The organism is Ensifer sp. Root1252 (assembly GCF_001425885.1).
In the GTDB taxonomy this organism is placed as follows: domain Bacteria; phylum Pseudomonadota; class Alphaproteobacteria; order Rhizobiales; family Rhizobiaceae; genus Ensifer; species Ensifer canadensis.
In genome coordinates, this window is the sequence record NZ_LMDT01000023.1 from 206069 (window position 1) to 229203 (window position 23135).

Below are 23135 nucleotides of genomic sequence, written 5' to 3' on the forward strand. Positions count from 1 at the left end.
AAGGTCCGCCGAAGCGGCCAAGTCGAAACAATAGTGAACGAATGCACGATGATCGTGTGGCACGGCCGGCAGCACGCTGCCGACTGTTGCTTCAGAACTTTATTCTGGCGCCGCCCAGAACAGCGAAGCTATCCTGGAGGTCGGCGGTCTCTTGATCTAAGGAGTAGGTCCGGGCTCCAAGATAGAGTTCCGTCTGCAGATAGTCGAGATTCTGGACAATCTGTGCCCCGAAGGAATCGCTGTTGCTGCCCTTGCCCGCAATGTCCTTGCCGAAATAGGCGTCGACCGAAAACGCGGTTTTGCCGACGTCGAAAATATCAGTCTGATAGCCGACCTTCACGTAGCCATAGTGTCCATCGACCGTTTCCTTGTCGGAATAGGCCGCGGCAAGGGTGAGGCTGAGACCGGTATCGATATGCAAGACGGAAACGGACGCGTCGTAAATCGAGTTGCCGTCGCCTGGCCTCGAAAAGGCAACTGCGGCACCGACCTTGAAGGCATCATAGGTCTCATCGTATCGAACCGCCATGTCCCACACGGTAACGTCGGTTTCTTCGGGCACGACCTGTGTGCCGACCGAACTCGCAAAGCTGAATCCGCCATACGAAGGCGTGTCATATCGGGCGCGGAACTTGCGACCGAGACCATCATAGTTGGTGAACGCGTCCTTGACCTTGACCGTCGAAAGCGTCCCGTCATCGTTGCGGAAAAACGGTCCCCCGGCCATATCAGAAACAAGCGAATAGCCGACCACGCCCGTGCCGGACAGATCGACCTCGGCCGTCGAGTCCGACGCCATGCTGCCCTGGCCGAGCCAGAACTTGCCGTATTCCTTCGAGTCGAGGTAAATTTCCGCCTTGCGCAGCAGGTCAGTCCCCCAATCATAGTGGTCCTTGTTCAACTGGTTGACGTTGGTTGTCGAATAAGGGTTCCATTCCCATTCGAGATTGGCGCCGAACGACCAACCCTTTTCCATGAGGGTGTATGCGCGAAAGCCCGCCCGCGTGGACGAGTTGCCGTTGTCGACCGGAAAGTAGTTATCCGTTGCCCCGCCGTCATCGTAGACCAGCAGGCCCTTGTTGATCTGGCCGTAGAATTCAAAATAGGCATTGTCGTCGCCGACCCGCAGCTTGGGAATCCAGTGTTCCGGAGCCTTGCTGGCCTCCGTGGGCTGCACCGCCGGTTTTACCGCCTCCTGCGCCGACACAGGCTCTGCGGCCGCCAGTGCAGCGATGAGAAGTGCGGGCGGAACAATGTATAGTGTCTGTCGCATCAAAAGCACCTTTCAGATCATTGGCGATTCGCATCGTCGATTCGCATTCAGTATTCGTCTTTTTACTGTGAAAGTCTGTTGCGAATTCTAGCATGCAGCAGCGTCGCCGCTGATTGATTAAACCTGCCTATTTTCATCCCGCGACGATACCGACAATGACCGTTCCCCAAGTCGTGAGCAGGATATGGCCGATGGGGACCGCCGGCGTGTAGCCAAGGACGGCAACGGTGCTTCCCGACCTGTCCTGAACGGCCGCCATGCCGGCTGTCATGGTCTGCGCCCCTGCGAGCCCGCCCAGCAGCAATATCGGGTTCATGCCAAGCACGTAGCGCCCGAAGTACAGACCAACGATCAGCGGTATCATGGTAACGATCATACCGCCGAACAGAAGACCGATACCCGCTTCGGCGATGGCGGAGGCAAACACGGGTCCGGCATGAAGGCCGGTCATCGCGACAAAGGCGGCAAGACCAAGCGAGGTCATGAGCGACACGGCGGCATCCGGTATTCGGCCGAAGAGCGGGAAGCGCGTGCGCAGATGCCCCACCGTTAACCCAGCCAGGAGCGTGCCCACACTGGTGCTGAGCGAAATCCGCATGTCACCGATGGGAAAAGTGACGAGAACGCCGACAAGCCCACCAAGGAATATCGCAAAACCAAGGACCAGGAAGTCTGTCGCCGTCGTCGGCGCGACCACAACGCCAATGCGCTTGGCGGCGCTCGACACGACGGCTTCCGGCCCCACCAGGCGCAGGATATCACCACGCTCCACCGTAATCCCCGGCGCGATAGGAATATCCTGCCCCCCGCGCGTAATGGCGCGCAGGTAGAGGCTGCGTGTCCAGCTTTCCTTAGCGACATCCGCGATGCTTTTCCCCTTGAGATCAGGGCTTGTCAGCAGCACATCGGAAACCGATACCGGGACATCGAGCAGTTCACGGTCCTCGATCTCCTCGGCGCGCGGCCCAAGGACGCTGACCAGCGCCTCCCTCGTCCCGGATACAGCGACGATATCACCGGGGTTGATCACGACCTCCGGGGCCGCCTCGATGATTGCGCCCCTCCGACGCAGGCGCTGAATGAAGAGCCTGTGCTCTGGATACGTCGCCTCGGCGGCGGCTATTGACAGGCCAGCGACTGGCGCGGCGTCCACGATCTGGTAAGCGCGAATTTCGAACCTGTGCCAGGCGGAGGAGACACCGGCCACCTTGCGGGTAATTCCGTACTCCTTCTCCAGTTTCAGCGCCTCGGCAACGAGGTCGATGCCAAGCAGCCTGGGGCCGACGACACTGCAAAACAGAATGACGCCAACCGCGCCGAAGACGTAGCAAACAGCGTCAGCCACAGCGATATGCGCCACAAACCGCGCGCGATCCGCCTCGGGCAGCGGCAACGCATTGATCGCTTCGGTTGCCGTGCCCATAGCCGGGCTTTCGGTGAGGGAGCCGGACAGAAGCCCGGCTGCAAAGCCGGGATCGAGACCAAGGATTTTGGCGACCACGACAGACATGAGCAGCCCGGTCACACAGACGACGACCGCAAGGAGTACGGGCTTCATCCCGTCCCGCTTCAGGGCTTGCAGGAACTGCGGTCCGACCGAGTAGCCGATGCCGAAGAGGAACAAGAGAAAGAGCAGCGATTTCGCCATCCCGGCAATCGGCACATGGGCGAACTGCCCGATCAGGATGCCCGCAAACAGCGAGCCGGTAACGGGTCCGAGGCTGAAGCCACCGAACTTGAGACCGCCGATCAGATATCCAATGCTGATAGCAAGGAATACGGCAAGCTCGGGATATTTGATCAGGAATTGCTCGACCCAAACCATGTCCAGATTAGCTCCCCCCTCGCCCCGATCCGGGGCTACGACGCCTTCACTGCCGACCCCAAACGCTCATGCAAAAAGTTAAGCCATAAAAAAGCGACCACGACGCACCGGGTCGTAATCACCCAGCCAACCGCTGTAGCTGGCTGCCGCTCCGGTCGCCCGTGCGCGCTGGATCGCCACGAGAATGACCAAATCGAAACAATTGAGCGCCGATATATCCCGGCGCTACCGTGCTTTTGATTGACGCTTCGCCTTGGTGGCGACTGCGTCTGGCTTGACCAGCTTCAGTCCGCGCGCCTTCTCGTAGCCATGGATCTCCTTCACATCCAGTTTGCGCATGAAGTCGATCGTCTCCTGCGTCAGTACCTGACCCGGCACCATGATCGGAAATCCGGGCGGATAGGGAATGACGAAGTTGGCGGAGACCATTTCCGGCCCGTCCTTCAGGCGCCGATCGCATTCGGCACCGATGAGCGGCACATATTCGCACACAGACGCGTCATAGGCGTTGAAGAAGGCGGCTCGCATATCGCCCTCCGGCGTCGTTCGCCCTGCATCGCTGCGATACACTTCGTGGAAGTGGCTGAAATTGGGAAGGTCGGGCACATCGGTCATCAGCGACTTTACCCGTGCCGCGAAAGCCGCACGCTCGCCCTCCCCGCCGTCGGCCAGGCGCTTCTCGATGCCACGGCAGATCTCGACCAGAACACGGATTAGATGCGCAATATCGCTGCGGGTATTGTTGATGTTGGACTGTAGCAGCACACTGTTGCGCGACGTCTTGTTCAGCTGGATATCATATTCGTTCGCCAACAATCCCTTGAACTGCGTTCCATCAAAACCAGCCGTCCCGCACACCAGCGTCATGCGCGTGGGATCGAGGTAGAACTCGTCCTCGTTCATCGCCTTGACCGCTGTGGCCCAGGTCGAGCCGGGCGCCAGATAGTCCTTGAATCCTGATTGCCGGTACTCCGCCGGGATCATCTCATCGGCACCAAGAACACGGAAGTATTTCGAAATCAGCGGGTGCTCGTTGATCGCCCGGCGGATCTTGAGCGCGATCTCGATCGCGTTCATCACCAGTCCGTAACCGTCGAGTTCCATCTGCCTGCGTGCAATGTCGAGGCTGGCGATCAACTGCTGGTTCGGACTGGTCGAGGCATGGGTGAATACCGCCTCGTGGAACTGGGCCTCGACGTTGTGAAAATCGACATCCTTGACCAGCAACATTGAGCCCTGCCGGATCGCCGACATTGATTTGTGCGTCGAGTTGGTCTGGTAGACCCGAAGGCGGACAAGGCGCGGATCTGGGATCAGGCGAGCGGCGAGCAGTGCTTCATCGGAGGGATCCTTGCCGAGGTCGGCGCGCTGCTTTTCATAAGCGTCGACCGAGGCCGGATCGCGCAGCCAATCCTCGATATCGGCTGCCGCCCCCATGGCCGTGCGTGGACGCAGGAAGGGCGAAAACCGGGCAAACCCGGACCACGCCTCGTCCCAGAGGAAGATAAGGTCTGGCTTGATGGCTAGGCATTCCTCCATCACCCGCCTGACATTGTACATATGTCCGTCGAAAGTGCAGTTGGTGAGGTCAAGCAGCTTCAGCCGGTCGAGGCGCCCTTCCGCCCGCAAGGCCAGCAGCGCGCGCTTGATGGTGGCGAGCGGCACGGCGCCATACATCGAATACTCCGTCATCGGGAAAGCTTCGACGTAATAGGGCTGTGCGCCGGTCAGGACCATGCCGTAATGGTGCGACTTGTGGCAGTTGCGATCGACAACCGCGATGTCGCCGGGCGCCAGAAGCGCCTGCACCGCCATCTTGTTGGAGGTGGACGTGCCATTCGTCACGAAGAAGACGTGGTCAGCGCCGAAGGCGCGTGCGGCCAACTCCTGAGAGCGCTTGATCGTGCCGGTAGGCTCCAGGAGACTATCAAGGCCGCCTGTCGTCGCGCTACTTTCCGCCAGGAACAGGTTGAGCCCATAGAACTCGCCCATGTCGCGGATCCAGTCCGACTTGAAGACGGACTTGCCGCGGGCGATGGGCAGGGCATGAAATGTGCCGATAGGCCGCCGCGCATATTTCTTCAGATTGTCGAAGAAGGGCGTTTCGTAGCGCGCCTGCACGCCTTCAAGGATGGCGAGATGCATCTCCAGCGGTTCCTCGACCGCGTAGAACACACGCCGAACCGCATCTGCGGCCGGATCGCCGGCGATCTTTTCCACCTGACGGTCAGACAGCAGATAGACGTCGAGCTCCGGCCGGATCCGCTTCAACCCGCGCGCCAGACGCAGCGCCGACATGTCCGGTCCCTCGGCTTCTCCAAGCGGATCAAGCACGGAGCGGAGCACCGGCGCGTCGTGACGCGAGCGATAGGGAAAACCCTCGGCGAGCACGACGGCAATGATGGCCGGGTTCAATGCGGCCGCACAGAACGCATCCTCAAAGGATCCCACCAGAACAGGCTCGTAGATGAAGCCATCCTCGGGCCGGCGTAGCCTGCGGATCTCGGCTGCGAACGCCTCCCACCGCACGGCCGGCTGGCTGTTGACGAACAGAACTTCGAAGTATGGCCGGCGGCCGCCCGCTTCCCCGGTTCCGGGAGGCATGATATCGGGCACGTCTGTCACGGACATCTCGTCATGGACATCCCACTCGCTCGGGCGCCCGCGATAGGAATGGGAAAGAAGCCCGTTGGAGATGCGCCGCGCGAGTTTCGCCGCCCCGCCGGCATCGTTGGTGGCGATGCGCTCGGCCAGCGCCGAAAGCAATCGCCCACCCGGATAGGCGTGGTACTCCTCGGCCGGTGCCACTTCGGCGATCGCCGCCTCCAGCGCTGTCCGCTCACCCCGGTTAGCGGCCCAGGCATCGGCCAATGTCGTGATCTCGCGCCAATTATCGGCCCGTGCCGAATGGATGAGCAGAAACTGATCTACATGTGTGGTTTTGCTTGGCATAACGCGCTCCCAACTCTGTTCTGAATCGGCTGTCCACTGTCACCAGTCCGCGGCTCTCACTCAGTGGCAGCTACAATTCCGGTCGCAAAATGAGACTTATGCACTTCGAAAGACGATCCCTTACGGTCCGAAACAGGTCGCTAGAGCGTTTCCGATTTAAACGGAGTCGCAAACGCACTATCTCTTTGTCTTTACGCATTTCCTGACAGAAGACCGCTTCGCACTGTTCCTCGAAAAGCTCTAGGTCATCATCATCACAAGCACCATGCCCCAGATCGTCAGCAGGGTGTTGCCGACGGCATAGGTAACGGTATAGCCGAGCCCGGGGATCTGGCTCTTGGCGCGATCGTTGATCATGCCGAGGGAGGCAGTCGTCGTGCGCGCGCCGGAGCAGCACCCCAAGAGAATGGCGGGGTGGAACCGGAACACATATTTCCCGACATACATTGCCAGTACCAACGGCACGGTCGTTGCGAAAATGCCCCAAAGGAACAGGCTGAAACCAAGCTGCTGCAGGCCTGCAACAAAGCCTGGCCCTGACGATATGCCGACCACGGCGATGAAGACATTGAGGCCGACTGAATTCATGAACCAGACCGTCGATGTCGGTATGCGTCCGAACTTCGGCCGCACGGAGCGCAGCCAACCGAAGAAGAGCCCGGAGATCAACGCCCCCCCTGATGTGGACAGCGTAAATGGCACATCGCCGACCTTATAGACGAGTGCGCCGATCAAAGCGCCGATTGTAATCGCAGCGCCGATGAACGCGACGTCGGCAACGTCGCTCGGACGGTCGGCCACCCCGAGTGCCTTGGCGGCCGCGGCAGTATCTTGCGTCCGTCCGACGATCGTCAGAATGTCCCCGCGATGGATCTGGGTGTTCGGAAGGATCGGAATTTCCGTCGCCGTGGCACCACGCGCGATCCGGCGCAGGAACACGCCACGCGATGACGGCCATTGCGCCAATTCGGCCAGCGTCTTCCCGTTCGCTTCTTTGGTCGTGACAAGGACATCGACACCTTCCACAGGAACGGCCAGCAACTCGCGATCGTCGACTTCTTCTGCAGCATGACCGATCAGGCTCACCAGCACTTCGCGTCGGCCTGCCACGGCAACGACATCGCCCGCCTGGATGACCGTGTCCGCCGTTGCATCCTCGATCTTCGATCCTCGGCGGATACGCTCGATGAAAACCCGCTGCTCGGGGATCAAGGATTCGGCTTCACGTGCCGTCTTGCCGACGACCGGCCCTCCCTCCCGAACGCGATAGGCGCGCAACTCGTAGTGATGCCAAGCGGTTCCCGCCCCGCCAACTTCCTTCTTGCCGCCCTGTTCCGCCTCGTAGCGCTTGCATTCCGCCTCCAGATCGATACCCAGAAGCGCGGGGCCGATCAGGGCCAGCACAATAGCCGACCCCACCGTGCCGAAAATATAGGTGACGGCATAGGCGACCGGCATCGCGTCCAGCAGCCGCTTGGCTTCTTCCGGTGCCAGACCAAGACGATTGATTGCGTCCGTTCCCAAACCCATCGACGCGGAGATTGTCTGCGAACCGGCATAGAGCCCCAGCGCGGAACCGACATCATAACCGGCTATCTTGGCGGCAATAAAGGGCGCCCCGAGGCAAAAGACGCACACAACCACGGCGAACAATGCCTGCGGGATGCCATCCTTGGCAATGCCGCGCACGAATTGCGGCCCGACACCGTAGCCGATCGCGAACAGGAACATCAGAAAGAACGTAGCCTTGAGCGGTGGCGATATGGTGATCCCGATCTGCCCGATGATGACGGCAGCAACGAGCGTGGCGGTCACTGCACCAAGGCCCAGGCCCTTGTAGGTGAACGAACCGAAGTAGTATCCAAGCGCCAAAGAGAGAAATATTGCAATTTCGGGATAAGTGCGAAGCGTATTTACAAACCAGTCAATCATAGAGCTTCCCCTGTTACTCGGAAATCGGGAACCAAATCTGACTAAATCCTCATCGCTATTTCTGCGAGAATACACCCTTACACACTCGTTTCAAGGCGTTATTCAGAATAAAAATAGTATGATATCCGAAACTTTCAAATACGGCGCCAAACCAAGGAACACACAGTGTTTTGGTTCTTTTCTGGCCCTTGAACTGATTGATGCGTCATTACTTCCCGAGTTTGGTCGGAAGGCGCATCCACGCCTTGGAACTATGCTCCAGGAGGAGCGGCCGAAAACAAACACAGCGAAGCGCGAAAGCCGGATCCCGGTGCGCCGACACGTCAGGTCGTTGCCGCACCGGGCTGTGACGGCGCGACCGTGAGGCTGTCCTGGTGGTGGCGGATACCAGAGCGGGTATTGAAGAACATGCGGTCAGGGCCAAGCTGGTCGGCAAACCCCGATGCCCTGATATAGGCGAGCACATCCGGGTTGAGGCCTGCGAGCCAGAGTTCGATGCCCCCGCGCGCAAGGCTTCGCTCGCCATCAATGATCATCTGGAGTGCCGAGTATTCGATGTCGAAAACGCGACTAAGGTCCAGCATCAGAACGCGCGGCTTTTGTTCATTGGCCAGCGTACGAATACGGTCGCCGACCTGCTGGGCGTTCACGAAGAAGAGCCTCCCCTCCGGGCGCACGATCAGCATTCCCTCGAAGGTTTCGTCGTCTGGATGCTCGGCCGAAAGCGGCCGCAAGACGTCTGCGCCGCGTTTGCGGCCTACGACATGGACGCGCGGGTTTGCCGCCTGGCCCGAGAGACCGACGAGCGACAGAGTGATAGCGACCAGAATGCCCTGGAGCGTGCCGAACAAGAGCACGCCGAGGAAGGCGGCGAGTGCCCAGCGAAACTCCATCCGGCGAACCTTGCGTATCGAGACGAACTCGGTGGGTTTGATGAGACCGACGGAGTAGACGATGACGATGGCCGCGAGCACGGCCTGCGGCAAGAGGCCGAGCAACGGTGCAAGAACGAGCATCGTCGCCGCTGCCGCCGCTGCCGTGACCAGCGAGGCCTTTTGTGTGCGCCCACCGACGGCGCGCACCACCGCCGTCTGCGATGTGCCGCCGCCTGCCGGCATCGCGCCGAACAGCCCGCCGGCCAGATTGGCAGCGCCCGTCGCCATCAGTTCGCGGTTTGGCTGGATCGGAGGCTCACCCGCGACCGAGAAGGCTCGCCCGGCAGCAATCGTCTCGGTGAAGCTCATCAATGCGATGCCGCACGCCCCAGGGATGAGCTGCAGGACCAGGTCGATATTCGGCAGTACCAATGAAGGCAGAGCCTGCGGAATGTGCCCGACTGTGGCGACGCCTGCCGGTCCAAGGCCCGCCAACCACGAGATCGCTATCCCGGCCGCGACTATAGCGAGCGGAGCCGGAGAATGCGGCCAACGGCCTTCCATGACCAGCAGGAGCACCAGCGCCGTGGCACCGACTGCGAATGTAACGAGCGACGTCTCGGGCAAATGGTGGACGAGGCTCAGAATATCCCGGAAGAACCCCTCCTTGGTAAAATGCAGCCCGAACAGTTTTGGCACCTGGTCCAACACGATGACGAGGCCGATCCCGGCCTTGAAACCCGTGAGCACCGGCGACGAAATGAAATTTGCCACGAAACCCAAACGAAGCGCCGAAGCCGCGATCAAAAGCAGTCCCGTGAGCGCCGTCAGCGTTGCGGTCGCTGTGAGCAATCGTTCAGGGTTCCCATCCGGTACGACGAGCGCAAGCTGGCTCGCGGTCAGGATCGCGAGCGTGGTCGTCGAACTGACGCTGAGCACGCGCGAGGTGCCGAGCAGGGCATAGACGATCATCGGTACAAAGGCGGTGTAGAGCCCGACGCTGACAGGAAGGCCGGCAACGGTCGCATAGGCCATGGCCTTCGGCAGCACCACGGCAGCCGCCGTCAGGCCCGCGATCATGTCCGGGCGCAGGGTACCGGCCGATGAATGGGCGGATTGGTCGGCATGCGGTAACGGGACCATTATCTTGCCCTCTTATGGCTATGTGCCAGGTCAAAACGACCATCACTTGCCACGACAGCGCAGAATCATCCGCTCGCCACCCCGGAGATCCCCACGCGCAACAATCTGAACACGATCACGATCGCTCGCCAAGCCCTCTTAGATTTGACGAGGATAAATTTCGGGTTTCGCATTGTGAGCACCGGCGTGCAGGAGGCGGCAGCCAGTTTTGCTCGCCACAAACAATGCATGCTTCAGACGAGAACGTGCGCCTAAATGCAGAACCGTCGGTGCATCGAGGCAAGGCTCGACCAGGCCGGTAACGCGGGTATCCGCTGGCAAACATGAAGGGTATCCCGCGCTCCGTCAGGCGGTATGCCACGGGGGATGATTGTTTGCCGGCCAGGTTGATGTCCAGGATGGCGAAATCGAAGTCTTCATTGTCCGCGGCAGCCAAGGCGACTTCTACCGCATCGCCGGCCCAATGATCTGATGGCCAAGATCGCTGACCGTATCTTCAATGAGCGTGGCAACGAGTATTTCGTCCTCAACAATAAGTATCCGCGCGATTTAGACACCGCCCGCCGCCGGCTTGTAGGCGAACCGACAGATTGCACCGCGCCGCATTGATCTGGCGCTTACTAGTTGACGATCCTGCCAATGTTGTCGGCCATGTACGCTCCACGCGCTCCCATCGGCAGTGGAGCGCCAGTCGTAGTGTCTCGAGATGTCTGGTGCTCGAGTTCGGCATTGAGTTCGGCCCCGACGATCAGAATGCATACCGATAACCAGATCCACATCATAAACCCAACGAGACCGCCTAAAGCGCCGTAGGTTGCATTGTAGTCGGCGAACTTGTCGAGGTACCAGGAAAAGCACAGGGTCATGACTACCCAGGCCAAGGTGGAGAAGAGCGCGCCCCAGGTCAGCCACCTAAGCCTGGCGGGCTGCCGGCTGGGCCCGAAGCGGTATACGGCGGTCATCGCCAGCAACGATACGAGCATGAGGATGGGCCAGCGAACAAGCAACGCCAGCGTTTCCTTCCATGGCTCGAGCCAGACAAGTTGCAGGATCGCAGGCAGTAGCGCCATTACGCCTATCAGGAAGACTGCGGCGAGTATTGCGCAGAACGTAAACGCAAGCGCTATCAGGTTCAATTTGACGAAGCGACGCTTCTCGTTTTCCTCATAGGCCACATTCATTGCGTCAAACACAGCCAAAGTGCCGTTGTGCGTGCTCCAGACAGCGATCATGAGCCCAACGAGGAACGCTATCCCGAGGGTGGTGTCTCGCCGCTCGACAAGGGCATGGAGTTGCTCCGAGAAAACTTCGAACGTTCCGGGTGGAAGCATGCCTGCCAGGTCGCGGAGATGGTCGGAAATAACGGCCGGATCTGCCATCAACCCATAGAGCGATACGAGAGCAGCAAGCGCTGGAAACAAGGCGAGCAGCAAGTAGAAGGTCACTCCGGCCGCAACGAAAGCCACCCGATCTTCAGCAACCTCATGCACGACTCGCCAAAACACATCGCGCAAACCTCGCGCTGGCAATTGTTCCGGCACCGATGCATAGCGTCCGTGCTCATCCTCCACAATCGAATGCTGGTCATTGGACATCGATACTCCTCGCGCGCGTATCGCTGTCTGCCGGGATAAAAGGAAACTGACGGCGACCATCGCTACCGCAACTACGGCTATTGCCGCCGCAGGATCCGTTGTGATGCGTTTCGGTAACATCAGACGCTCCGATGATTTCAAGGCGTCAACGTTTGACCCTCCATTTGGATGCATTGGGCTTGGCAAATACTACCGGCTTTGGCTCCCTTCATTTTCGAGGCCCAGCAATGGCAATCTGGATCCCGGTGAGTCATTGATGATCGAACCAGCCCCCGCCTGTGGAGGAACCGGAGCCACAACCATGACGAAGAGATCAGGTAGCTGCCTCTGCGGGCAGGTCAAATACGAGGTGAAAGGCGAACCCATCCGAGTTGGTATCTGTCACTGCGCCAATTGCCGTCGGGAGAGCGGATCGGCATTCACATTCTACGCCATTTGGGCCAGAGACGATTTCGCCGCTAGCGGGGAGACGACGCTTGCCCATAACGGACAGCGTTTCTGCACACGCTGCAGCTCCCACATGTTTGCCTATGACGAAGATGAAGCCGAGGTCCAGCTTGGCACCTTGAACGATGCACCGACCAAACTGGTTCCGACCTATGAATTGTGGGTGAAGAGACGTGAGCCCTGGCTTGCCCCAGTGCCGGGCGCCGAGCAACATTGGGAAGACCGCCACACAAGACGAACAGGCGATGACAGCGCTTGACGCGGACGCGTCGAATGGGAGGCAGATTTGACCGGAAATTGGTCAGTGGATGAGCAATTCGAGATCATTCGGGCACTCGGCGTGCCAGGTGCGTTCGATGCAGAGAGGGAAGCAAGAGAGCGGATTGCTTTTTTGGCCGGCTATTTGCGACAGGCAAATGCCCGGGCCTATGTATTGGGTATAAGCGGTGGGGTCGATTCCCTGACTGCCGGCTTGCTTGCACAGGCCGCCGTCCGGGCGTTGCGCGAGGACGGCTATCTCGCGCAGTTCATCGCCGTTCGGCTGCCCTATGGGACACAGGCTGACGAAGCGGCCGCTCGCGAATGTCTGGCGGTGATCAACCCCGATCTTGGCCTGGAAGCAAATGTCAAAACGGCTGCCGACGCTTTGTTCACTGAGGTTCGAAAATCCGCTGGCGATCTTTTTGGCACGGCGCGCGACGACTTCCACCTCGGCAATGTGAAGGCGCGTCAGCGGATGATCTACCAGTACGCGATCGCCGGTGCCGCAAACGGGCTGGTGATTGGAACGGACCATGCCGCCGAGGCCCTGATGGGCTTCTTCACCAAGCACGGAGACGGCGCCGCAGATGTCGTCCCTCTCAGTGGGCTGAACAAGAGACGGGTACGCGCCATCGCCACTTACATGGGCGCACCGTCCGATCTCGTCTCCAAGGTCCCCACAGCCGATCTGGAGACAGACGCCCCGCTGAAGCCCGATGAAGAGGTCTATGGAATTGGCTATGACGCGATCGATGACTTCCTCGAAGGAAAGACCATAAGCAAGTCGGCCGCCGAGCGAATTCTTGCTGCGTATCGGGGGAGCGGACATAAACGTGCGCTGCCGATCGGCCCTGCTTTCGTCGCGGATCCCGCAGCGGCGCCTTGATCAGAGTTCATGGTGGCGCTTCGCCCAGGGCGAATGACAGAGATGCTGCAGCGGCCGGTCCCAGAGGAAGTGACGACGCTACTGGCGGTTTGCTGCCTATAGAACCACAGCGCGAAATGCGCATCTAAGATGCGTCCCTCAACTGTCGCCTTGCGATCGTTGTCAATAAAGGCGGTCTGCGTCGTCACGCCCAACGGGAGATGGGATCGCTATGATCCCGGTCTCCAACCGGGACGCACACGCGTGCCGCCATGGCGCTCGCCGCCGCGATGCCCGGGACGACATCGACCGCAATGCCCCTTTCTTCCAACCGGGCGATCTCCTCGCGGCTACGGCCGACAATCGCCGGGTCACCGGATTGCAGCCGGACAACCCGTTTGCCGGCGCGTGCCCAGGATACCATCATGTCGTTGAGGTCTTCGTGGCTGCAGTTCGCGCGCCCACCACGTTTGCCCACCAGCAGACGCTTGGCTTCGCGACGGGCAAGCTCCAGCACCTCATCGGAAACGAGACCGTCGAAAAGGATGACATCGGCCGCTTGCAGGGCACGCACCGCCTTCAGCGTCAGGTGCTCCGCGTCGCCCGGCCCGGCGCCGACGAGCGTGACGCGGCCGGTGTCGGTCCGGTTCGCCGCGAGGCGATCCATCTCCGCCACCAGCCGCATCTCGACACCCTCCTCCGGTGTCTCCTGAAAGGCACGATCGACAAAACGCTCCCAAAAGGCGCGGCGTGCCGCGCCGGGCTTGAGGCGCGCATTGACCTTGTCGCGGATCGCCTGTGCCAGCGACGCCCAATCCTTCAGGACCGGCGGCAGCAAGGTCTCGATGCGCCGGCGGATCGCTTGGGCAAGAATGGGCGCGGCGCCGTCAGTCGATATGGCGACAATGACCGGCGAGCGATTGACGATGGAGCCGAACTGAAACTGGCAATAGACCGGTTTGTCGATAATGTTGACCGGCACGCCAGCCGCATTGGCCGCCTCGAAGAAGGACCGCGCGTCCTCATCGCCCTCGCAGTCGGCAATCGCAAGCGCCGCACCAGCGAACGCTTCCTTTGTCCAGGCCTCGCGGTGATGGGTGAACCTGCCGCCTGGGTGAGAGGAACCGGCCTCGAAAAGGCGGGCGCAGGCCTCTCCGATTTCCTCAGGCGGTGCATAGACATGCACCTCGGCACCGCAGGCCGCCAACAGTTCCGCCTTCCAGGCGCAGGCGTCGGAGCCGCCGGCCACAACGACACGGCGGCCTTCGAGCGCAAAGAACACGGGCAGCTTCGCTAAAGGCATCATGCGCGGCGGGTCCACGCGCAGGCGCCTTTCATTCCGCGGCAGCAGCAAGGCATCCATCGACGATCCCCCTGATCTCGGCGCGGCACGAGCCGCAATTGGTTCCGGCATTCAGCGTCTGGCCGATAGCTTCGACCGAGCGGCAGCCGCCACGGACGGCAGCAACGATCTGGTTGATCCCGACATTGAAACAGGAGCAGACGGTTGCTCCCGGATCGGGCTTATCCGCACCCGGTCGGCCGGCCACGAGCGCAAAGCGAAGTCGCAGATCGGCATGCGAGGCGCCGAGCTGCTCGACCACCCAACTGCGGGCAACGGCGACGGGTTCTGGCGCGAGATAAAGCGCCAGCAACAGCTTGGCGCCATCGAAGAAGGCGAGCCGGCGATGGCCGGACGGCCCGTCGGCATAGCCGATCGGCTCGATATCCACCGGGATATCGAAGATGCGTCGGCACCACGCGACCCAATCATCAGGCTCGGTCTGCGATGCCAGTTCGAGCCGCCACCCGGCCCTTGCCTTGGCCAGCGCCCAATAGGCGCAATCAAGCCCTTCCGGCCTTGCGGCACTGACTGCAAATCCATAGGTGGAGGCTGCGAAACGGCGGGCGGAAACGGCAACGTTCTTGGAGGCGGGCTGGCCCGAAACAGGATCGGTGATCGGCGGCACCAAGGCATCGATGCGCGCCTTAGCCGCGAACTGGTCGTTCCAATGCATGGGCACGAAGAGATTGCCGCGCGCCTGGCGGTCGGTGATCAGTGCTCGGACGACCGCCGCACCAAAGGGGCTTTCCAGCACCACGAGATCAGCCGGCGAAAGATCAAGCTCCATCGCATCGCGGGGGTGGATCTCGACGAAGGGTTCGCCGATATGAGCGGAGAGCCGCGCGCTCTTTCCCGTCCGGGTCATCGTGTGCCAGTGGTCGCGAACGCGGCCGGTATTGAGGGTGAAGGGGAAGGCATCGCTCACGCGCTTGGCAATCTGGCTTGTGGTCGCGATGAAGCGCGCGCGACCATCCGGATGGTAGAATCCGCCATCGGCGAAGAAGCGCGTCACAGTACTTGCCTTACCGCGCGGCTGCGGCCATTGGAACGGCATGAGTGCATCATAGCCGGCACCATCGATTTCGGCATAAGCGCCGACATCGAAATCGCGCCGGCCATCGTTCTCGAAACCGGAAAGACCGGCATGTTCGGCAAAGATTTCGGATGCCGATGCGTAGGCAAAGGCGCCGGCAAAACCCATGAGGCTGCCGACTTCGGCAAGTTGCCACCAGTCCGCCCGGGCTTCACCAGGAGCCGTCAGGAAACTGCGCTGGCGGGAGATGCGGCGCTCGGAGTTCGTAACGGTGCCATCCTTCTCGCCCCAACCAAGCGAAGGTAACAGCACATGCGCATGACGGGTCGTATCTGTTTGCCTGATGACATCGGAGACCACGACGAAGGGACAGGCCCTGAGCGCCGCCTCGATCGCATCGGCATCCGGCATCGACACGACCGGATTGGTCGCCATGATCCAGATCGCCTTGATGCGCCCGTCGGCGACAGCGCGAAACATGTCGACGGCCTTGAGGCCCGGTCTTGCGGCGATGGCCGGCGCGCCCCAGAAACGTCTGACCTGATCGCGGTCTCCCGCCTTCTCGATGTCCATATGGGCGGCCAGCATATTGGCAAGACCGCCGACCTCGCGGCCGCCCATGGCGTTGGGTTGGCCCGTCAGGGAGAACGGTCCCATGCCGGGTCGGCCGATGCGGCCGGTCGCCAGGTGACAGTTGATGATGGCATTGACCTTGTCGGTGCCGGAGACCGATTGGTTGACCCCCTGGCTGTAGCAGGTGACAACCTTTTCGCTGCTCTCGAAAAGTTGGAAGAAGGCGGCTAGTTCCTGTTCGGCGAGCCCAGTTAGTCGCGCCAGTGTGGCTTGATCGAAGGCGCTTGCTGCGGCGAAGGCCTCGGCGAATCCGCTGGTGTGCGGCGAAATGTAGCCCTGATCAAAAGCCGGGCTGGAGGCCAGGTGCGCAAATAGACCATTGAAGAGCGCGACGTCGCCATCCGGCCGGATCGCCAGATGCATGTCGGCGATATCGGCCGTCATGGTGCGGCGCGGGTCGATGACGACGACCTGCATTTGCGGCCGTGCAGCCTTGGCAGCAACGAGGCGCTGGTAGAGTACCGGATGGCACCAGGCGAGGTTGGAGCCCGTCAGCACCACGAGATCGGCAAGCTCCAGATCCTCGTAGCAACCTGGAACGGTGTCCGATCCGAAGGCGCGGCGATGACCCGCCACCGATGAAGACATGCAAAGGCGCGAGTTGGTGTCGATATTCCCCGAACCGATGAACCCCTTCATCAGTTTGTTGGCGACATAGTAGTCCTCGGTCAGCAACTGACCGGAGACATAGAAGGCGACAGAATCTGGCCCGTGCTCGGCAATCGCCTGCGAAAAGCGATCGGCGACGAGGTCGAGCGCCTCATCCCACTCCGCGGCCTGTCCACCGATCTCGGGATAGAGCAGCCGCCCGTCGAGATCGAGCGTCTCGCCAAGCGCTGCCCCCTTGGAGCAAAGCCGGCCGAAGTTGGCCGGATGATCCGGGTCGCCTTTCACACCGATGCCGCCGTCATCGCCAACCGTCGCGACCACGCCGCAGCCGACACCGCAATAGGGACACGTGGTTTTGACTTCGGTTGCCATGACTACTCCGCCGCGATCATCAGGCTTTCGAGTGCGATAAACAGCGCACCGCCATCGTTGCGCACTGGGATGGTGCGCACGCCCCCCTCGTCTGCACCCAGCGCCTTGCCGGTTTCGAGCGAGATCACCCAGTTGTGCAGCGGGCAAGTGACGGCCGTCCCGTGGACGATGCCCTGCGACAGCGGCCCGCCCTTGTGCGGGCAATGGTCTTCGATCGCAAAGACCTCGTTTTCGGCGGTGCGGAAGACGGCGATCTTGCCCTCGGGCGTGCGCACGCAGCGTGCGCCGCGAAGCGGGATGTCGGAGATGTCACCGATTGAGATCCAGTTCATGTCCATCCCCTCACTCCGCTGCTTCTGAAAATCCGACCGTCGCCATCGGCCGGAACTCGTGCTTGTCCTTGCCGGAGACACGCTCCGACCATGGGTCGACCTGGGCGAATTTCTGGCTGAAGACGAAGCGGTCGAAGAGCGCCTTGCGCCGTTCGGCATCGTCCATGATCTGCCGGCGGATTTCTTCAAGACCGATGCGCTTGGCCCACTTGTAGATGCGCTCGAGATAACGGGCCTGCTCGCGATACATCTGCGTCAGCGCCACGATATGTTCGAGGGCGTCGTCCGCGGTCCTCACCAGACCAAGAACCTCGGTGCCCTTGATGTCGAGCCCGGCTGCACCGGCGAAGTGGATCTCGAAGCCGCTGTCGACGCAGATGACACCGATATCCTTGCAGGTGGCTTCTGCGCAGTTTCTCGGACAGCCGGAGACGGCCAATTTCAGCTTGGCCGGCGTCCAGGACCCCCACATGAATTTCTCGATGCGGATGCCGAGGCCGGTGGAATCCTGGGTGCCGAAGCGGCACCAGTCGGAACCAACGCAGGTCTTCACCGTGCGCAGGCCCTTGGCATAAGCCTGGCCCGACACGAAGCCGGCTTTGCCGAGATCGGCCCAGACGGCCGGCAGGTCTTCCTTCTCGATGCCGAGCAGGTCGATACGCTGACCGCCGGTGACCTTGACCATCGGGATCTCGAACTTGTCGACGACGTCGGCAATCGCGCGCAATTCCCCAGAGTTTGTGACGCCGCCCCACATGCGCGGAACGACGGAGTAGGTGCCGTCCTTCTGGATATTGGCGTGCACACGCTCGTTGATGAAGCGCGACTGGTAGTCGTCGGCATATTCGTCCGGCCAGTCGCAGACGAGGTAGTAGTTGAGCGCCGGGCGGCATTTGGCGCAGCCGCAGGATGTCTTCCACTCCAGTTCCTGCATCACGGCGGGAATGGTCTTCAGGCCCTTGGCCTTGATCAGGCGGCGGACATCGTCGTGGCCAAGCTCGGTGCAGGTGCACATCGGCTGGACGGCGGCGGGATTGTAGGTTTCGCCAAGCGTCAGCGACATCACCTGCTCAACGAGCCCGGTGCACGAACCGCAGGAAGCGGACGCCTTCGTATGCGCCCTGACATCGTCGAGCGACGTCAGTCCCTTGCCCTGGATCGTCGCCACGATCTTGCCCTTGCACACGCCGTTGCAGCCGCAGATTTCTGCATCATCCGGCAAGGCTGCAACGGCCGCCATAGGGTCCAGCGGGGACCCTCCCTGATAGGCCTGGCCGAAAATGAGCGTTTCGCGCATTTCCGAGATATCGGTGGCTTTCTTCTTCAGATCGTTGAACCAGGCGCCATCGGCGGTTTCGCCATAAAGCACTGTGCCGATGATGCGGTTGTCCTTCAGCACCAGCCGCTTGTAGACGCCGCCGGCTGCATCGCGCAGCACGATCTCCTCGCGATCGTCGCCTTCGGCAAAGTCTCCGAGGGAGAACAGGTTGATGCCGGTGACTTTGAGCTTCGTCGGCGTGTCGGAATGCACGAAGGCGGGCGAGCGATCGCCCGCCAGATGCGATGCGGCGATGCGCGCCATTTCGTAGAGTGGTGCGACGAGGCCGTAGACCATGCCGCCGACCTCGGCGCATTCGCCAAGCGCCAGGATATCGCCATCGGAGGTCTGCATGCCGTCGTCGACGACGATGCCGCGATTGACCGCTAGGCCGGCTTCCTTGGCGATGCCCGCGTTCGGCCGGATGCCGACAGCCATGACGACGAGTGTCGCGGGAATGATCGTGCCGTTGTCGAGCTCGATGCCCTCGACCTTGCCATCGCCGATGATTGCCTTGGTATTGGCCCTGCAGATGACCTTGATGCCGCGCTCCTCGACGGCTTTCTGCAAGAGATAACCAGCCGCCGGATCGAGTTGGCGCTCCATCAGAGTTGGCATCACGTGCAGTACGGTCACATCCATACCTCGCGAGGCAAGTCCGGCGGCCGCTTCAAGCCCGAGCAGGCCACCGCCAATGACGACAGCCTTTTCGCGCGACTGCGCGGCAAGCAACATTGCCTGCACGTCATCGAGGTCGCGGTAGGTAATAACACCGGGCAGATCTTTGCCGGGAACCGGGATGATGAAGGGCACTGAGCCTGTTGCGATGACAAGCTTGTCGTAGCTTTCGGTCACACCGTGATCAGAGGTCACAGTCTTCTTCGCGCGGTCGATCGCCACGACCTTGTGGCCTTTGTAGAGCGTGATCCCGTGCTTGATGTACCAACCATCGCCGTGGATGATGATCTGCTCGTAGTCTTTTTCGCCGGAAAGGACCGGCGAAAGCATGATGCGGTCGTAGTTGACGCGCGGTTCGGCGTTGAAGATCGTGACCTGATATTGCCCCGGCGCCTGTTCGAACAGGTGCTCCAGCATGCGTCCGGGCGCCATGCCATTGCCGATGATGACGAGTTTTTCGGGCGTTTGGTGAGCCATGGGAAATTACTCCGCAGCTTCGACGAAACGGTGGCGCTCGTAGAGGAACTTGAGCACCGCTTCGCGGCATTTGAGGTAGGTTCGGTCGGCCGCCAGTTCGATGCGCCGGCGCGGGCGGGCTAGCGGCACATCCAGGATTTCACCGATGCGCGCCGAAGGTCCATTGGTCATCATGACGATGCGGTCGGAAAGCAGCACCGCCTCGTCGACATCATGGGTGATCATCAGCACCGTATTGCCGAGCTCGGCGTGGATCTGCATCACCTGGTCCTGCAGATGGGCGCGGGTCAGGGCGTCGAGCGCGCCGAACGGCTCGTCGAGCAGAAGAACCTTCGGTTCCATGGCCAGCGCCCGGGCGATGCCGACGCGCTGCTTCATGCCGCCGGAAACCTCGGACGGACGCTTGTCGGCGGCATGCGCCATCTGCACCAGCTCGAGATTGCGCATGGTCCATTCGTGACGTTCGGCCTTGCCCTTGGTCGCGCGGAAGACCTTGTCGACGCCGAGGCGGACGTTTTCGTAAACCGTCAACCAGGGCAGCAGGGAATGGTTCTGGAAGACGACGGCGCGGTCCGGTCCCGGCTCGTCGGCAACGCGGCCATCGAGGAGCACGACGCCGGTGGTCGCCTGCGTCAGGCCGGCGACGATATTGAGCAGCGTCGACTTTCCGCAGCCGGAATGGCCGATGATCGAGATGAATTCGCCCTTGTCGACGGAAAGCGAAACCTGCTTCAGAACGTCCGTCCTGACGCCGCCGCGTTCGAAGCTCTTGTCGATAAGCTCAAGCGAGAGATAGCTCTTGGTCATGGTCTTTGCCTTTCTCACGCAGTTGCCGTGCCGCGGGTGACGACGCGGCCGATGAGGGCGATGAGACGATCGAGGAGGAAGCCGACGATGCCGACGTAGATGAGCGCAACGATGATGTCGCTGATCAGCGACGAGTTCCACGCATCCCAGATGAAGAAACCGATGCCGACGCCGCCGATCAGCATCTCGGCGGCAACGATCGCCAACCAGGAAAGACCGATGCCGATGCGAAGGCCAGTGAAGATGTAAGGGGCAGCAGCCGGCAGCATGATCTTGCCGAAATATTCGAAGGCATTGAGCCGCAGCACCTTGGCGACGTTCTGGTAGTCCTGCGGAATGTTGCGGATGCCGACCGCGGTGTTGATGATGATCGGCCAGATCGCGGTGATGAAGATCACGAAGATCGCCGAGGGGGTGCCGTCCTGGAAGGCGGCGAGCGACAGCGGCAGCCAGGCGAGCGGCGGCACGGTGCGCAGCACCTGGAAGATCGGATCGAGCCCGCGCATGGCAAGGGCGCTCTGGCCAACGAGTGCGCCGAGCGCGATACCGACGACAGCGGCGAGCGCATAACCGATCGCGACGCGCTGAAGGCTGGCCGAGATATGCCAGAACAGGCCTTGATCGACGCCCTGTCCGACATAGAACGGATGCGCGATCAGCTCCCAGCTTTCCTCCAGAACACGTGTCGGCGCCGGCAGGCTCGAGTCGGGCGCAGAACAGATCACCTGCCAGGCGACGAGGATAAAGCTCAGGGTCACCACCAGCGGGACGAGGTTGGTCAAGGCTGTGGCGAGTGCTGCCGGCAACCGGCGGCTACCGCCGGGCTTCGTCGCACGGGTAAAGGCGATGACCCGGGCCACGGGCCGCTGAGCAGCCTCCTGGGGAAGCTTGAGATTGGTGACGGACATACCGTTCTCCTAAAGGTTCAAGTCGAGCGGCGGCGGGCTCGCCCGCCGCCACGAAGGCTCAGGCGACGCGCGAAATGCTCAGGCTCTTCAGGTAAGCCTGCGGATCTGCCGGATCGAACACCTTGCCGTCGAAGAATTTCTCGATGCCGCGTGAGGTCGAGGTCGGGATGTCGGAGACGCCGAGCTCCTTTGCCGCATCGCGCCAGATATCCTCGCGGTTGACCTTGGCAACGAGCGCCTTGATGTCGGTGTCGGGAGCAAACTTGCCCCAGCGGATGTTCTCCGTCAGGAACCAGCTGTCATGGCTCTGGAAGGGATAGGAGGCGTGGTTGCGCCAGAACTTCATGAAGTGCGGGCTGTCCTCGACGAGCTTGCCGTTGCCGTAGTCGTATTCGCCCTTCAGCCGGTCGACGATGTCCTTCGGCGGCACGTTGAACCAGCTGCGTTTGCCGACGATCTTCGCCAGCTCTTCCTTGTTGGCCATGTCGTCGCACCATTGCGCCGCTTCCTGGATGGCCATGGTGAGCGCCCTTGCGGCGCGCGGGTTCTTCTCCACCCAGTCAGCCCGCATGGCGAAGGATTTTTCCGGATGCTCGTTCCAGATTTCGGCGGTGTTGACGGCGGTGTAGCCGATCTTCTGGTTGACGAGCTGCTCGTTCCAGGGCTCGCCGACGCAGAAACAGTCCATGGTGCCGACCTTCATGTTGGCGACCATCTGCGGCGGCGGCACGACGATGGTCTCGACATCGGAATCCGGATCGATACCGCCAGCGGCAAGCCAATAGCGCAGCCACAGGTCATGCGTGCCGCCGGGGAAGGTCATCGCCACCTTGGCGGCAGCGCCTTCAGCCTTCTTCTTGGCAAAGGCTTGCTTCAGCGCCGATGCATCGAGGCCGACCTTGAGATCGGCATAGGCGCCACCGACCGAGATTGCCTGCGCGTCGAGATTGAGGCGCGCGAGGATCGCCATCGGCAGAGGCTGGTTGTTCTGCGTCACCTTGCCGGTCGAGATCAGGTAAGGCATCGGCGTCAGGATATGGGCGCCATCAATACCGGCGCCGGCCGAACCGAGCACGAGGTTGTCACGTGTGGTGCCCCAGGAGGCCTGCTTGACCACGTCGACTTCGGTCATGCCGTATTTGTCGAACAAGCCCTTTTCCTTGGCGACGATCAGCGGCGCGGAGTCTGTCAGAGCAATGAAACCGAGAACCGCCTTGGTAGTCTCGGGACCGGTCGACTGTGCAAAGGCGCCGGTCGGGAAGGCCGTCTTGGCGGCACCGAGTAGAGCGGCCGTCGCTGTGGTTTTCAGCAGGCCGCGGCGGGTCAGTCCGCCAGTCGAAAACTTGATCATGCGCAGGTTCCTCTGCTGCTGCCGGGCAAAACCGGACATAAAAAAACGCCGCTTGGAGATTGCGTCCGGGATCAGGAGGATTCCTCGGGAAACAAAAACCGTGC

The 23135-nt window shown here is 61.3% G+C and carries 15 protein-coding genes and 1 pseudogene; 3 read left to right on the forward strand and 13 right to left on the reverse strand.

Going from position 1 to position 23135, the window contains the following annotated elements; all coding sequences use genetic code 11:
- Positions 1-91: 91 nt before the first annotated feature.
- The 5 genes from ASD02_RS22155 to ASD02_RS22175 form a co-directional block, all read right to left on the reverse strand.
- On the reverse strand, positions 92-1273 hold the full coding sequence (locus tag ASD02_RS22155; RefSeq protein ID WP_025430162.1) for a porin: 1182 nt from the start codon (positions 1271-1273) through the stop codon (positions 92-94).
- Between the two features lie 133 nt (positions 1274-1406).
- Positions 1407-3098: an aspartate-alanine antiporter gene (gene aspT, locus ASD02_RS22160; RefSeq protein WP_025430163.1), complete on the reverse strand. Its 1692-nt coding sequence runs from the start codon at positions 3096-3098 to the stop codon at positions 1407-1409.
- Positions 3099-3323: 225 nt separating this feature from the next.
- A complete protein-coding gene (locus tag ASD02_RS22165) occupies positions 3324-6050 on the reverse strand; it encodes a decarboxylase (RefSeq protein WP_025430164.1) in 2727 nt (908 codons plus the stop codon).
- Between the two features lie 240 nt (positions 6051-6290).
- Positions 6291-7982, reverse strand: a complete 1692-nt coding sequence (gene aspT, locus ASD02_RS22170; RefSeq protein ID WP_025430165.1) for an aspartate-alanine antiporter — start codon at positions 7980-7982, stop codon at positions 6291-6293.
- A gap of 323 nt (positions 7983-8305) precedes the next feature.
- A complete protein-coding gene (locus ASD02_RS22175) occupies positions 8306-10000 on the reverse strand; it encodes a SulP family inorganic anion transporter (protein ID WP_025430166.1) in 1695 nt (564 codons plus the stop codon).
- A gap of 471 nt (positions 10001-10471) precedes the next feature.
- Here ASD02_RS22175 and ASD02_RS39410 point away from each other — a divergent pair, with 471 nt between their 5' ends.
- Positions 10472-10609 carry a hypothetical protein gene (locus tag ASD02_RS39410; RefSeq protein WP_156408444.1) on the forward strand — a complete coding sequence of 46 codons (138 nt, stop codon included), beginning with the start codon at positions 10472-10474 and terminating at the stop codon, positions 10607-10609.
- Positions 10610-10620: 11 nt separating this feature from the next.
- On the opposite strand, the gene ASD02_RS22180 is transcribed toward ASD02_RS39410, so the two are convergent.
- Positions 10621-11655 (reverse strand): YihY/virulence factor BrkB family protein, encoded by a 1035-nt coding sequence (locus ASD02_RS22180; protein WP_309141656.1) that lies wholly within the window; start codon positions 11653-11655, stop codon positions 10621-10623.
- A gap of 241 nt (positions 11656-11896) precedes the next feature.
- Between ASD02_RS22180 and ASD02_RS22185 the strand changes: the two genes are divergently transcribed.
- Both ASD02_RS22185 and nadE read left to right on the forward strand, forming a co-directional pair.
- A complete protein-coding gene (locus ASD02_RS22185) occupies positions 11897-12301 on the forward strand; it encodes a GFA family protein (protein ID WP_025430168.1) in 405 nt (134 codons plus the stop codon).
- A gap of 45 nt (positions 12302-12346) precedes the next feature.
- Complete coding sequence (gene nadE / locus ASD02_RS22190) at positions 12347-13189, forward strand: ammonia-dependent NAD(+) synthetase (protein WP_239637611.1); 843 nt, start codon at positions 12347-12349, stop codon at positions 13187-13189.
- 208 nt (positions 13190-13397) lie between these two features.
- Here the strand turns inward: nadE and cysG are convergent.
- The 7 genes and pseudogenes from cysG to ASD02_RS22225 form a co-directional block, all read right to left on the reverse strand.
- Positions 13398-14531, reverse strand: a pseudogene (cysG, locus tag ASD02_RS22195) (siroheme synthase CysG); the annotation flags it as partial.
- Positions 14503-17160 carry a nitrate reductase gene (locus ASD02_RS22200; protein WP_057220026.1) on the reverse strand — a complete coding sequence of 886 codons (2658 nt, stop codon included), beginning with the start codon at positions 17158-17160 and terminating at the stop codon, positions 14503-14505. The pseudogene cysG and the gene ASD02_RS22200, both read right to left, overlap by 29 nt.
- A gap of 2 nt (positions 17161-17162) precedes the next feature.
- Positions 17163-17498 (reverse strand): nitrite reductase small subunit NirD, encoded by a 336-nt coding sequence (gene nirD, locus ASD02_RS22205; protein WP_025430172.1) that lies wholly within the window; start codon positions 17496-17498, stop codon positions 17163-17165.
- Between the two features lie 4 nt (positions 17499-17502).
- Complete coding sequence (nirB, locus tag ASD02_RS22210) at positions 17503-19965, reverse strand: nitrite reductase large subunit NirB (protein WP_025430173.1); 2463 nt, start codon at positions 19963-19965, stop codon at positions 17503-17505.
- 6 nt (positions 19966-19971) lie between these two features.
- Positions 19972-20772: an ABC transporter ATP-binding protein gene (locus tag ASD02_RS22215; RefSeq protein WP_025430174.1), complete on the reverse strand. Its 801-nt coding sequence runs from the start codon at positions 20770-20772 to the stop codon at positions 19972-19974.
- Between the two features lie 14 nt (positions 20773-20786).
- Entirely contained in the window at positions 20787-21680 is an 894-nt protein-coding gene (ntrB, locus tag ASD02_RS22220; RefSeq protein ID WP_057207243.1) for a nitrate ABC transporter permease, read from the reverse strand.
- A gap of 58 nt (positions 21681-21738) precedes the next feature.
- Positions 21739-23031: a CmpA/NrtA family ABC transporter substrate-binding protein gene (locus tag ASD02_RS22225; RefSeq protein ID WP_057220027.1), complete on the reverse strand. Its 1293-nt coding sequence runs from the start codon at positions 23029-23031 to the stop codon at positions 21739-21741.
- Positions 23032-23135: the final 104 nt, after the last annotated feature.